General features: G+C 40.7%; 13 protein-coding genes. All 13 read right to left on the reverse strand.

All coding sequences use genetic code 11. The annotated features are described in order from the left end of the window. Positions 1-468 precede the first annotated feature (468 nt). Positions 469-1,341, reverse strand: coding sequence for a 4-hydroxy-tetrahydrodipicolinate synthase (dapA, locus tag HF078_RS17440; protein WP_169292303.1), 873 nt, complete (start codon positions 1,339-1,341; stop codon positions 469-471). After that, positions 1,334-2,605: an aspartate kinase gene (gene dapG / locus HF078_RS17445; protein ID WP_169292304.1), complete on the reverse strand. Its 1,272-nt coding sequence runs from the start codon at positions 2,603-2,605 to the stop codon at positions 1,334-1,336. The genes dapA and dapG overlap by 8 nt, the downstream gene beginning before the upstream one ends. Positions 2,606-2,770: 165 nt before the next feature. After that, complete coding sequence (gene asd / locus HF078_RS17450; RefSeq protein WP_169292305.1) at positions 2,771-3,814, reverse strand: aspartate-semialdehyde dehydrogenase; 1,044 nt, start codon at positions 3,812-3,814, stop codon at positions 2,771-2,773. 152 nt (positions 3,815-3,966) lie between these two features. After that, positions 3,967-4,566: a dipicolinate synthase subunit B gene (locus HF078_RS17455; RefSeq protein ID WP_010193296.1), complete on the reverse strand. Its 600-nt coding sequence runs from the start codon at positions 4,564-4,566 to the stop codon at positions 3,967-3,969. Positions 4,567-4,568: 2 nt separating this feature from the next. Further along, a complete protein-coding gene (gene dpaA / locus HF078_RS17460; protein ID WP_169292306.1) occupies positions 4,569-5,465 on the reverse strand; it encodes a dipicolinic acid synthetase subunit A in 897 nt (298 codons plus the stop codon). Between the two features lie 556 nt (positions 5,466-6,021). Beyond that, positions 6,022-6,267 carry a YlmC/YmxH family sporulation protein gene (locus tag HF078_RS17465; protein WP_010193298.1) on the reverse strand — a complete coding sequence of 82 codons (246 nt, stop codon included), beginning with the start codon at positions 6,265-6,267 and terminating at the stop codon, positions 6,022-6,024. Positions 6,268-6,347: 80 nt separating this feature from the next. Further along, positions 6,348-7,592, reverse strand: coding sequence for a M16 family metallopeptidase (locus HF078_RS17470; protein WP_169292307.1), 1,245 nt, complete (start codon positions 7,590-7,592; stop codon positions 6,348-6,350). 30 nt (positions 7,593-7,622) lie between these two features. Continuing rightward, positions 7,623-8,588, reverse strand: coding sequence for a polysaccharide deacetylase family protein (locus tag HF078_RS17475; protein ID WP_169292308.1), 966 nt, complete (start codon positions 8,586-8,588; stop codon positions 7,623-7,625). 145 nt (positions 8,589-8,733) lie between these two features. Beyond that, positions 8,734-10,851, reverse strand: coding sequence for a polyribonucleotide nucleotidyltransferase (gene pnp, locus HF078_RS17480; protein ID WP_169292350.1), 2,118 nt, complete (start codon positions 10,849-10,851; stop codon positions 8,734-8,736). Positions 10,852-11,121: 270 nt separating this feature from the next. Further along, positions 11,122-11,391, reverse strand: coding sequence for a 30S ribosomal protein S15 (gene rpsO, locus HF078_RS17485; RefSeq protein WP_010193305.1), 270 nt, complete (start codon positions 11,389-11,391; stop codon positions 11,122-11,124). Positions 11,392-11,493: 102 nt separating this feature from the next. Further along, positions 11,494-12,465: a bifunctional riboflavin kinase/FAD synthetase gene (gene ribF / locus HF078_RS17490; RefSeq protein WP_169292309.1), complete on the reverse strand. Its 972-nt coding sequence runs from the start codon at positions 12,463-12,465 to the stop codon at positions 11,494-11,496. 49 nt (positions 12,466-12,514) lie between these two features. After that, entirely contained in the window at positions 12,515-13,426 is a 912-nt protein-coding gene (gene truB / locus HF078_RS17495; RefSeq protein ID WP_169292310.1) for a tRNA pseudouridine(55) synthase TruB, read from the reverse strand. 295 nt (positions 13,427-13,721) lie between these two features. Further along, complete coding sequence (gene rbfA / locus HF078_RS17500) at positions 13,722-14,087, reverse strand: 30S ribosome-binding factor RbfA (RefSeq protein WP_060665936.1); 366 nt, start codon at positions 14,085-14,087, stop codon at positions 13,722-13,724. Positions 14,088-14,089 lie beyond the last annotated feature (2 nt).

Here is a 14,089-nt window from a genome sequence, read left to right on the forward strand (position 1 = left end):
CGGTAACTATATAAATCATCCAAGTAACGTCTTGCGGCAAGGAGTTTTTCCTCCTTGGTGAATATAGTCATTTGGACTACACCTCCTATTGTTAGATGGTGTGTCCAACAATAGGGGTGCAGAGTACGCCTGCGGGGTCTCCACCTAGCACTATCTCCCTCAGGAGTCTCCGCCTTTTGCTCCAATCAACAGCTATAGATTGCTATGACGAAACGTTACTGCTTTTTGAGTTTACTCAGGTACATAGTCTTCATAAACCTTTAGGTAAATGCAGTAGCCAAGTTGATTGTAGTGGAAGGCGCGTAGACGCCCGCGGGAGGAAGGGACAGGTGAGACCCCTCAACGGAGTGAGGAGGCTCACGGACCGCCCGCAGGCAAGCGAAGAGCCTGGAACGGAAATCAACAGTTATCAAAATTTTTCTCAAAAAAAAACCAAAGCTTCCTATTAAGCCTTGGTTTTTTTGCATATTAGATAGTTTCTATAAGTTTGGTTAACGTATTTCTTTCCTGTTCTGTTAACGGCACCAATGGAAGTCTGACACCGCCGACATCCATTCCTTTTAATTGAAGGGCTGTTTTTACAGGGGAAGGGCTTGGTGCACTGAATAATCCCTTCATGACAGGTAACAACGTTTGATGCTGTTTCGCAGCACTCGCAAGTTCTCCTGCCTCAAAAGAACGAATCATCTCTTGCATTTCATTTCCTAACACATGTGACGCTACAGATACTACACCATTTCCTCCGATCGAAAGCACCGGCAATGTTAAGCCGTCATCACCACTGTACAGGACAAATTCATCCGGTGTATTTGCAATGATTTCCGTCATAGCATCTAGATTTCCGCTTGCTTCTTTAACAGCAACGATGTTATCAATCTCAGAAAGGCGAACAATCGTTTCAACCGACATATTAACAACTGACCTACCAGGTATATTGTATAACATCACAGGCAGTGAAGTTTCAGATGCTATGGTACTAAAATGTTGATATAGCCCTTCTTGACTTGGCTTATTGTAGTATGGTGCTACTAACATGATGGCATCAACACCTGCTGCCTCCGCTTTTTTGGTAAGGTCAATGGATGCTCTGGTGTTATTGCTTCCCGTGCCTGCAATTACTGGGATTCTACCGTCGACAACCTTTACAACATGAGCGAAAAGGGCAAGCTTTTCTTCTGTTGATAGTGTAGGAGATTCTCCTGTTGTTCCGGCAACAACAACGGAATCCGTACCGTTTTTTATAAGATAGTTGATCAATTGTGTTGTTTTCTCGAAATCTATGTTTCCTTTATTATCAAATGGAGTCACCATAGCTGTTGAAACTTTACCAAAGTTAATCATGAACTGTTTTCTCTCCTTCTTCAGCGGTTGGATGTATAATCGTTATTTGTTTTCTTGCTAAATTGAAAGCCTTGTGTAAAGCATTCACCGCTTTAATCATATCTTCTTGTTTTACAAGTACCCAGATTGTGGTATGGCTATCTGCGGATTGAAGAATTTGTATCCCGAGTTCCGAGAGTGCTGTTACTATTTTCGACGTTACCCCTGGTACACCTGTCATCCCCGCTCCAACTGTTGCAACTTTTGCACAGTGGCGATTTACTTTTGGTTCATACCCCAATTTCTGCAGTACATTTATCGCTTTTTCACTCATTTCATCAGTAACGGTATAAACCACACTAGTAGGTGAGATATTGAAAAAGTCGACGCTAATTTGTTCATTGGCCATTGCGCGAAAGACTTCGGTTTGAATGCCATAATTGCCCTCTTTTGCAAAGACCTTTATTTGTGTGACATTAGGTACATGGGCTATTCCCGTGATTAAGCGGTCCTTTACATCTGCACCTTTTCCCATTCTATCTAGCGAGGTCACTAATGTACCAGTTGAGTTGGAATAAGTAGACCTTATACGAATTGGAATCTTTGCTTGCATTGCAATTTCCACGGCACGCGGATGAATCACTTTAGCCCCTTGGTATGCCATGTTACATATTTCGTTATAGGTGACAACAGGTAATGGAGAAGCATCTTTTACAATGCGCGGATCTGCTGTCATGACCCCTTCCACATCTGTAAAAATATCAATCCATTCTGCATGAAGGGCTGCACCTAATGCGGCAGCTGAAGTATCACTTCCTCCACGCCCAATGGTGGAAATATCTCCGTTCTTCGTTTCCCCTTGGAATCCTGCCACAACTACCACTTGGTGCAATTCTAGCATTTCAAGAAGTCTCTCACATTTCATTTCAATGATACGGGCATTTGTGTGGTCGTTATTGGTTCGAAACCCAGCCTGTGGACCGTTTAATGCAGTTGCAGAAATTCCTTCCTTTTGCAACAGGCTACTGAATACAATGGAAGAGATAATTTCTCCACAAGATAATAGCATATCTATTTCACGCTTTGACACGTTGTTCTTACCTGGTTCCACAAGGTTTAAAAGGGTGTCAGTTGCGTAGGGCTCCCCTTTTCTTCCCATGGCGGATACGACGACGACCACTTTGTATCCATCGTTCACTGCCTTTTTTATATGGTTGACTGCAGCATGTCTACTGGCTTCATCCCTTACTGACGTTCCACCAAACTTTTGAACTATTATTTTCATATATTGACACCTCATCGCGGTTTTGAAACATCCTTAATACATACGAAAGATGTGATGAAAATAGTACCTTCCAAGAAGGCGCACACTGTTCAAGAATAGCGATGGGTGGAAACCGGACTTTCTTCCGAAAAGAAAAGGTCTCTTAAAGACCTTTTCTTTATCTTGTTATTGTTTGATTACGCCGAGTTTCACTAAGCTCTCTGCTATTTGTACGGAATTCCAAGCTGCACCTTTTAACAAGTTGTCAGATACAATCCATAAATGGAAGCCTTTTTTGTTATCTAAGTCCTTCCTGATTCGTCCGACAAACACGTCGTTAGAACCTACACAATCAGCAGGCATCGGGTAAACTTGTTCTGCAGGATTGTCTTGCAGTACAACGCCAGGAGCTTTTTCAAGCAACGCCTTTAAGTCTTGAACAGTCACATTTTCGTCTTCTACTTCAATATATACAGACTCAGAATGTCCTGTTACAACCGGAAGACGTACACAAGTAGCTGCAACCTGTAAGTTTTGGTCGTGCATAATTTTTTTCGTTTCGTTTATCATTTTTAATTCTTCAAAAGTAAAACCATTCTCTTCAAACTTATCAATCTGTGGAATGGCATTGAACGCGATTTGATAATGTTTCTTGTCACCTTTTACAGGTAGAATGCTTGGTGTGAATGCTTCATTATTTAAAATGGCCTGAGATTGGGATTCAAGTTCTTCAATTGCCGCCGCACCTGCTCCCGATACTGCTTGATAAGTGCTGACAATAACCTTAGTTAGACCAAATGACTTCCTGATTGGCTCTAGTGCAACCACCATTTGAATAGTAGAGCAATTTGGGTTGGCAATGATTCCATTATGGGATTTGATGTCTTCTTCATTTACTTCTGGAACTACTAATGGTACATTCGGATCCATACGGAAGAAACTAGTGTTATCAACCACTATTGCTCCACGCTTCGCCGCTTCAGGCGCAAGCTCCTTGGAAACACTTCCTCCTGCACTGAACAATGCTATATGAACACCCTCAAATTTATCAGGTGTCGCAACTTCAATTGTCACTTCTTCCCCTTTAAATAGTACTTTTTTACCTGCAGAGCGCTCCGAAGATAATAGCGTAAGCTTCTTAACCGGGAAATTTCTCTCTTCTAATGTATGAAGCATTTGCTGTCCTACTGCTCCTGTTGCGCCTACAACTGCTACATGTAAACCACTCATCTATTAAGCACCTCTCCATTTTAAAAATAGCTCTATTAATATTTCACTGAGCTTTCAGAATAAATATTCATATATAGTTTCTAATTTTATCATATTACTGAAATAAAGAAGAGAAGAAATTCTTACTTTTCTTCTCTTCTGAACAAATTTTATTATAAATCGTCTTTATACCTTTCCACGATGACTGGTTGTATTTGTTTATGCTCTAATGCATGCTCTACTGTTGGCATGAGCATGCTCATTCTTGCAACCATGGAATTTGGTTTTTTGTCCGGCGCATCTTGCCCATAAGGAATAAAGTATATATTTTTGGTAGCCATTAATCTCATCAAATTTAATCCGTTTAATCCAAGGGCATCATTGGTTGATATCCCTAAGACTACAGGGTTATGATTCCGCAGTGTTGCCTTTGCAGCCATTAGTACAGGTGAATCTGTTAGCGCATTAGCCAATTTACTCATTGAGTTCCCGGTTAAAGGGGCAATGATCATACAATCCAATGGAATCTTCGGTCCAAGCGGTTCTGCTTTTACAATGGAATCTATCACTTTAAATCCTGTCATGTCTTCAATCAATTTAATCCAATCTTCCCCTTGACCGAATCTTGTGTTTGTATGTTGAACGGTCGAAGTAACTACTGGCCTCACTTCAGCACCAGCATCAAGTAGTTTTTGTATTTCCGGTATAACTGCATCATACGTACAATGAGACCCCGTTAAACCAAAACCTAGCCGTTTTCCTTTTAATTGCATGGTTAATTCCCCTTTCTCCCTTCCATTTCTTCTTTAAGTAATTGTGACAAAACATTCGCCACGATCTGCCCCGCAGTTTTCGGAGCAACAATTCCTGGAAGACCTGGAGCTAATAATGCTTTAATTCCTCTTTTTTCTGCATACCGGAAATCAGTACCTCCTGGTTTGGATGCCAAATCGATAATGAGAGTATGAGCAGGCATTTTAGAGATTACATCCGATGTAACGATTTGGTGTGGAATAGTATTTATACAGACATCGACATCTGTGACATTCTCAGCCAAGTCGTTTAGATAAAAAGGAGTCACGCCCATCTCAAATATACGGGCAATATGTTCTGACTTTCTAGCGCCTACACGTACATTGGCACCGAGTGCGGCAAAGGTTCGTGCTACACTCATTCCTACTCTCCCTAATCCCAGCACCGCTACATTGGAGTTATGGATCGTAATATCTGTATGTTGAATCACCATCATGATGGTACCTTCCACAGTCGGAATCGCATTATAGATGGCAACATCATCACGATCAAACAATTGAACCAACTTCCTATTTGTACTTGCAACCAGTTGATTCAAATACGGATTGGTGATTCCTGAATAAATGGTACAGTGATCAGGTGTATTTTTGACTATTTCCTCCGTCAGCACAATTTTTTCGTTTGAGAAAATTGTATCAACCTGCCCCTCTAAATTTGTGCCGGGTACAGGAAGGATAATGGCATTGACAGTCGAAAAATCTACTTCATTCATCTGCTCCTTTGAAGCACCAGTAAAGCCGTGATCTAATTGGTCAAATCCTACAAGCGAAAGCTTCGCGTCTAGCTCAATAAGCTTACGTATCACTTCCAGCTGCCTTGCATCACCGCCAATGACAGCTATGTGCAAACCGGTCAGCATATATCGTTCACCTTCTTCTACTTCGTGAAAGTTTGTAAATCTGGCTCAAGTTTTTCTTACTTCCACATCTTATGTAACCTATGGAAAATCTGTGCTTGAATCAAAGGAGAAAGGGAAGAGTTTGCTAGTGGGGGTTCTTTAGTGAGAAGTTTGAATGGAGGTTGTTGAACTATTGGCATGATTTATAATTTGGGTGCAGATAGAACGCTTCTATACTACCGAAATCCATGTAAACCCTGCCGTTCGGGCTTATAGAGGGCTTCTATACTACCAAAATCCACGTAAACCCTGCCGTTCGGGCTTATAGAACGCTTCTATACTACCGAAGCTCCTGAAATCCTTGCCGTTCGGGCTTATAGAACGCTTCTATATTACCGAAGCTCTTGAAATCCTTGCCGTTCGGGCTTATAGAGCGCTTCTATACTACCGAAGATCTTGAGCTCCTTATCTTTCGGGCATATAGAGCACTTCTATACTACCGAAAGCCGTGTGATACTTGCTTTCGGGGCTTATAGAACTCTAAAAACAAAAAAGACCCAGCTCGCGCCGAGTCATTTTACTCTTCCTCTTCAGGAATATCAATAATAATCATATCTGTACCAATCTTTTTAATGTGATTCCACGGTACACGAATATCACTGCCTTCTTTCTTCAATCCAAACCATTTCAATGAAGGAATAATGAGAGAACGTATTTCACCGGTATTTTCGTTGATCTCAAGATCTGTATGACCGAGTATGCCTAGACGTTCTGCCCGTTTCACATCGACTATTTCCTTTCCGCTCATTTCACTTAACCTCATATTAAAAAACACCTCCTATATTATCTATATTAGAAGACGTCCAAAAAAAAACCTGCCATTAGAAAATGGCAGGCATCATATTATTTTTCTTGAATTGATTTAGGCATTTCCCCGCTAGGACTGATCAAAGCAACCGAGTATTCATCTGTAAAAATCTTGGTTGCCAAGTTATTGACAGATTCCTCTGTAATACTATTGATTCTTTCTAATATATCATCAAGGGAGCGATGTCTTCCGAGGAGAAGCTCATTCTTTCCGTTTCTGCTCATCCGACTATTTGTTCTCTCAAGACTCAACATTAGACTGCCTTTAATTTGCTCTTTACTGTTAACCAGCTCTTTTTTTGTAATCCCGTCGCGTTTAAGCGTGTTAAGTGTTTGTTGTATGGTTTCAAACAACAGATCTAATTGGTTGCTGCCAGTACCACCATAAATGGTAAGCATTCCGTTGTCTTGGAAGGTGGAGTGGTAGGAATAGACGGAATATGCAAGTCCGCGTTCCTCCCTTACATCCTGGAAAAGACGACTGCTCATACTGCCTCCAAGGACATTGTTCAATACAATCAAATTGTAAATATCTTTATCCCCAATTTGAAGCCCGTCGTAACCGATACAGAGATGAGCCTGTTCAGTCGTTTTCTTTTTTGCGATTCGTCCGGTTTCAAAGGAAGGTTTTACATACTCACGCTTAGAGTGACCAGTTTCATAACTTCCAAATAGGTTTTCAATCTCTTTGACAAAAGACTCATCAATATTACCAGCTACTGAAATGACCACATTGTCTGGAGTATAGGTTTCCTTCATATATTCACGCAATGTATCGCCGTTAAAGGCAGATAACGTTTCTTCCGTTCCTAATATAGGATAACCTAAAGGATGATTTCCGTAGGATGCCCTTGCCAATACGTCATGAACGATATCATCTGGTGCATCTTCATACATTTTGATTTCTTCGTACACAACATTTTTTTCTTTTTTCAATTCTTCTTCATCAAAGATTGAATGGAAAAACATATCTGCTAAAACGCCAAGTGCATAGGAAGAATGTTCATCCATTACTTTTGCATAATAACATGTGTATTCCTTTGAAGTGAATGCATTAACCTGCCCTCCGATTGAATCGAAAGCCTCAGCAATTTCACGGGCATTTTTTGTTTCTGTTCCTTTAAAAAACATATGCTCAAGGAAATGCGATACACCATTGTTAACGTTATCTTCATTCCGTGAACCTGTACCAATCCATACGCCAATCGCAACCGAGCGGACATGTGGAATATTTTCTAAAACGATTCTAACTCCGTTTGAACATGTATGTTTAGTAAGCAACGATAATCCTCCTATTCAAGTTTGCCAAATCTAGTTGAGATGAACAATTCTTTCTTCGCTTAAAAGAGTAGAAACCGTTCCTAGTTCAAGCCCTTTATCTTTTATGGATGTAATAAGAGTTTCCAAACTGTTTGCTGTTGATGGCGTAGGATGCATAAGAACCATTGCTCCTGGATGGATCTTGCCCATCACTCGATTAATGAGAACATTAGGCTCTGGCTTCTGCCAATCAATCGTGTCTACGCTCCACATGATGGTCCCTAGTTTCATGTCATGGGCGATGTTTACTACCTCGTCACGGTAGCTTCCACTAGGAGGTGCAAACCAAGTAACTTTACTGCCAGAGATTGCCTCAATAACTTCATTTGTTTTTAAAAGCTGTTCCCTGACTGCGGTACTTCCTAATGTTTTCATATTAGGATGAGTGTAGGAATGATTCCCTACTTCATGCCCAGCATCTATAATCATTTTAGCCATCGAAGGGTTTTCTTTAACCCATCTTCCTTCAAGAAAAAAGGTTGCTTTTACCCCATGATTTTTCAATGTTTCTAGCATCCCTGGAATATGCTCATTTCCCCAAGCGACATTTATCAGGAACGAAACCATTGGCTTTTCAGGGTGTCCCCGATAAATCGGAGATGGTGGTAAATCAGAGAGATGAATCTTCGGCGGTATTTGCTTCATGACAAGCTTTTTCTCGTCAAATTCACCGCTCTTTTTCATGTTCTTATATGATGCTTCGAGGTCTACTTTTAATCCGTTAAGTCCCGGTTGAGCCTTCCAGATCTTATCTATCTTAGCATCTTGTGGGGCAACTTCATAAGCAGCCGCCTTTTCTTCAATCTCCACATAGAGTGCATCCTTTTTCTTGGCAACTTCTGCAATATCGTTAGAAAGGACAGAAGCTATATCACCCTGAAACGGTTGACTCACCGTGTTATATGTAAAAAATGCAATAATAACAAATGCCAACAGTTGAAACGTACTTCTTTTCATTCTACCCACTCCTTCCTACTTAAAATTTATGTAGGAAGTGGACAAGGTAGAACAAATAAAGCATGCTTCATACCATCCCCCAATAAATAAATTTTAAATGGGGGAGGTACTGCAAAAAGCCCGGTGGTCAAACCAGGCTCCTATATTAGGACATTTGTTCGTTTTTTTCTTTTTGCTCTTTCAGAAGGACTTTTCTAGAAAGATTTACTCTTCCCTGCTTGTCAATTTCCATTACTTTTACAAGAACTTCTTCCCCAAGTTTCACAACATCTTCAACTTGTTTCACGCGTTCTTCTGCAAGTTCGGAAATGTGGACTAGTCCGTCTTTACCACTGAATAGCTCAACGAATGCACCGAATTTTTCAATACGTTTTACTTTACCCATGTAGATCTCGCCTACTTGGACTTCGCGTACGATATCTTCAATGATTTTTTTCGCTTTATCATTCATCTCCATATTAATAGAAGAGATAAATACTGTTCCATCTTGTTCAATGTCAATTTTCACACCGGTTTCTTCAATAATCTTATTGATTTGTTTACCGCTTGGTCCAATAACATCGCGAATCTTATCTGGGTTGATGCTCATCATCAAGATCTTTGGTGCATAAGGAGAAAGCTCTTTACGAGACTCATCAATTGTAGCAAGCATAGAATCAAGTATATGCATACGCCCAATTTTAGCTTGCTGAAGCGCTTCTTCTAGAATAGCACGGGAAAGACCTTCAATTTTGATGTCCATTTGCAGTGCTGTTACACCCTTAGCAGTACCAGCAACTTTAAAGTCCATATCTCCAAGGTGATCTTCCATCCCTTGGATATCGGAAAGAACCGTATAATGCTCGCCTTTTTTAATTAATCCCATTGCGATACCCGCTACAGGAGCTTTAATAGGTACACCAGCATCCATCATCGCAAGTGTACTTGCACAGATACTAGCTTGAGAAGTGGAACCATTAGACTCAAGAACTTCTGAGACAAGACGTACAGTATAAGGGAAGTCTTTCTCGGAAGGAATTACTGGTTCAAGTGCGCGTTCCCCAAGTGCACCATGTCCGATTTCACGACGTCCAGGTCCTCTCGAAGGTCCTGTTTCTCCAACACTGAATAATGGGAAGTTATAGTGGTGCATAAAGCGTTTTTCTTCTTCAATTCCCAATCCGTCAAGAATCTGAACATCACCAAGTGCTCCAAGTGTACAGATACTTAAGGCTTGAGTTTGACCACGTGTAAACAGGCCGGAACCGTGAGTACGTGGCAACAGACCAACTTCAGAAGCAAGCGGACGGATCTCGTCACTCTTACGTCCATCTGGGCGTACTTTATCTTCCGTAATAAGCCTTCTTACTTCTTCTTTTACTAGCATGCTTAAGATTTCGTTAACCTGCTTCAGCACATCAGCTTCTACTTCTTGCTCTTCATAGCGTACAAGAACTTCTGCTTTTACTTCTTTGATAGCAGCTTCACGTGCGTGTTTTTCAAAGACTTGAACAGCTTTTGTCATCTTCTCTTCAGCAAGCGCACGAATTTCATGTTCAAGGTTTTTATCTACTTCATAAAGAGTAACTTCTGTTTTTTCTTTACCTACTGCTTGTACAATTTCTTCTTGGAAGGCAATTAAACGTTTGATTTCGTTATGACCAAACATGATTGCTTCTAACATTACTTCTTCCGGAACTTCATCAGCACCAGCTTCCACCATGTTAATTGCATCCTTCGTTCCAGCTACAACCAAGTTGATATCACTCTTTTCAAGTTGTTCAACATTAGGGTTAATAACGAACTCGTCGTTGATTCTTCCTACTGTTACACCTGCGATCGGACCTTGGAAAGGAATATCGGAAACAGAAAGCGCCAAAGAAGAACCGAACATCGCTGCCATCTCGGATGAACAGTTCTGATCCACACTCATCACGATGCTGATAACTTGTACTTCGTTACGGAAACCATCAGCAAAAAGCGGACGAATTGGACGGTCAATCAAGCGGCTAGCCAATACAGCTTTTTCACTTGGACGCCCTTCTCTTTTGATGAATCCACCTGGAATTTTACCTACTGCGTATAATCTTTCTTCATAGTTAACTGTTAATGGAAAGAAATCTAATTTCTTCGGTTCTTTTGAAGCGGTTGCAGTGCTAAGCACAGCCGTATCTCCGTAGCGGACCATTACTGCTCCGTTTGCTTGCTTTGCTAATTGTCCTACTTCTACCGTCAGGTTTCTTCCAGCCCAGTCGATAGAAAAGACTTGTTTATCTTGTCCCATGAGTTCGTTTAACCCCTCTCTAGCTTTCATATGTATTGACCTTCTTCTCCTACCTGCATCCATTCAACGGAATGTTATTAGTAGGACAGTCTATGTGAAAATAAGTTTTAGTATTATGTATAGTATGAACGAAATAACTACTACATATCAATAGAATTCCAGCATGTATAGGAAAAAAATCGCTTTTTTATAGGATTATAAGCAATTTTTGAAAATAACTTCTAAAATACTAATAAAAAAGCGGGAATTCTCCCGCTTTTTCTGACAAACTTATCGACGTAAACCTAATTTGTTGATTAGTTCACGGTAACGAGTTACATCTTTGTTACGTAGGTAAGTAAGTAAGTTACGACGCTTACCAACCATTTTCAATAGACCACGACGTGAGTGGTGATCTTTCTTGTGAGTACGTAAATGCTCGTTCAGGTTGTTGATCTGTTCTGTTAGGACAGCGATCTGAACTTCTGGAGATCCAGTGTCAGATTCGTGAGTTCTGAACTCGTTGATAAGTTCTTGCTTACGCTCTTGTGTAATAGCCATCCTATTCACCTCCTTAATAGTAAAAACCCCTATTACCGAGCAAGCGTTGGTGATTCGACTTGCCAAGCAATGGTTTTAGTACGTTTAATAGCATACCTCTTTTTAAGTCAAAAAGCAAGTATCGTGTAGGTTTTTTTGAAAATAGTCTTCCGCAATTCCCTTGTCTTTTCTAATCTGAGCAACAAGTTCATCAATACCCGAAAACTTCTTTTCTTCCCTTATACAATTATGCCATTCTATTATTACTTCAGTTCCATAGATCTGCTGATCAAAATTTAACAGATGTACTTCAATGGAAGGAAGGCTTTCTTTCTCTTGCTTGTGGAAAGTCGGTTTATAGCCGACATTGCACACGCCATTCACCCATTGATCATTCACATACATTCGCACGGTGTAGACACCGGTTCTGGGAATAACATAGTCATCGTCAAGCACAACATTGGCAGTAGGGAATCCAATGGTCCTGCCCCGTTTTTCTCCGTGTCCGACTTTTCCTCGTACTTGATAAAACCTTCCCAAAGTATCCGGCAATTCATTAACTTTTCCTTCCTTCAACTGTTCTCTTATGAAGGTGGAACTTACTTTCAAGTCATTTGTTGTATATTTCTCCACAACAGTCTGATCAAATTGTTGTCTGGAATGAAACGGCAGTGTCTCCATTGTGCCTTTTCCAAGACTGCCGTAGGAATAATCAAATCCAGCTACTACATGTTTGATATTGAGCCCAATAATATATTGATCTACAAAGTCCTGGGGTACAAGCGATGCAAAGGACATGTCAAATTTAACCACATAAAGAATGTCCACCCCTAATGATTCAAGAAGTCTTATCTTTTCGGAAAGAGGGGTTATGTAACGGACATGCTGGACCGTTCTTCTTAAAACGACTGATGGATGCGGATCCAACGTCATTACTGCGCTTGCAGTTCCTAGTTCTTTCGCTTTTGCCAGCGCACTCTTAATGACTTTTTGATGTCCAAGATGAATACCATCGAAAAAACCGAGAGCGACTGTCGCAGGGATACACTCTTCTTTTGTAAGAGAATGGGGATGCTCCAAATACGTAACTTTCATCAATTATCACCTAAATCTCAATTAATCATGCAAGGCCAATTTACGCCAATCAGCCGTGAAAAACTTTTTTCGGCTTCATCAGCCCTGGCTTTGAAGGATGTTTCATATAAATGGCCAAGCATTTATTATCGTAGAAAACACTAAAGTATTCATTTGTATCACTGATATTATCCGGATATGGTAAAACCGCACCATTATACACTTTCTCTGCTACTTTATCACTAATTTCCAACTTAGGCAATGAACTTAGTGCTTCTTCCATTGGCAGCAAATGTTCTTCTACAGCTCCCTGCTCAGCCAACTCACTTAGCTGTTCTAGGGTAATTGCATGGTCGATGGTAAAGTTACCTGAAGTTATACGGGTCAAATAGGACATATGTGCAGGATATCCGAGCAGCTCTCCTATTTGTACAGCAAGGGTTCTGACATAAGTACCTTTACTACAGTTTACTTGAAAGGAGAAACGAACTTGGCCCTTTTCTTCTTCATAAGTAATATCGCTTGTCAGAAAAATATCATGAATGGTTACTTTTCTAGATGGCCTGTCAATGACCTTTCCTTCTCTTGCATATTCATAAAGTTTTTTTCCGTTAATTTTTACAGCGGAATACATTGGAGGTGTTTGTTCAATTTCTCCTTTTAGCTGTTGAAGGACGGAAAGTATTTTTTCTTTTGGTATAGGGTTGTCCACCCGTTTTTCTTCCACTACTTCTCCTGTCTGGTCTTCTGTTGTTGTTGCGGTGCCAATTGTGACTTCAGCCACGTATGTTTTTTGTTCTGCCGTCAGGAATTCTACCACTTTGGTTGCCCTGCCGATGCAGATAGGTAGCACTCCTGTCACTTCTGGATCTAGTGTACCTGTGTGGCCGACTTTTTTTGTTTTCAAAATTTTTCTCACTTTAAATACGCAGTCATGCGAAGTGAACCCTTTTGGTTTGTTTAGAATAAGAATGCCATCCATATAGGACACTCCTTTCATTTTATAATAAGTAATCCCCTGTAGATTGAAGTGCAAGGTGTGAGACTCCTCGAAAATGCTAATGCATTTTCTTCGTGCGATGAATTGCTGCCGAAGCTTTCCTTGTCCTGCGGGGGGTAACGGTAGGTTGAGACCCCGCAACGAAGTGAGGAGGCTCAAGCATCGTCCCGCGGAAAGCGAACACCTGGAACGGAAATCAACAGGGAGTCAATGAGTCAATACGAAATATCATTAGAGTCAACAAAAAGGATAGACAACTGCTGCCTATCCTTTTCTTTTACTCTTCATCATCAGAATCAGAGTCTCTTTTATTCAATTCATGGATCAGGCTTTCGATGTGGTTTCCGTAAGCGATGGATTCGTCAAACTCGAAGAAAAGCTCTGGAGTTTTTCTTAGGCGAATTCTGCGTCCAATTTCACTGCGGATGAAGCCTTTTGCTTTTGCCAAGCCAATCAAAGTGTCTTGTCTTTTTTCATCGTCTCCAAGTACAGAGATGAAAACCTTGGCTTGTTGAAGATCTCCAGTAACCTGTACATCCGTTACTGTTACAAAGCCTACACGAGGGTCTTTGATTTTACGACCAATGATATCAGAAAGCTCTTTTTTCATTTGCTCTCCAACTCTGTTTGATCTGAGTGTCATAC

The sequence above is a fragment of the Bacillus sp. RO2 genome (genome assembly GCF_012911845.1).
Taxonomy (GTDB): domain Bacteria; phylum Bacillota; class Bacilli; order Bacillales; family Bacillaceae_I; genus Sutcliffiella_A.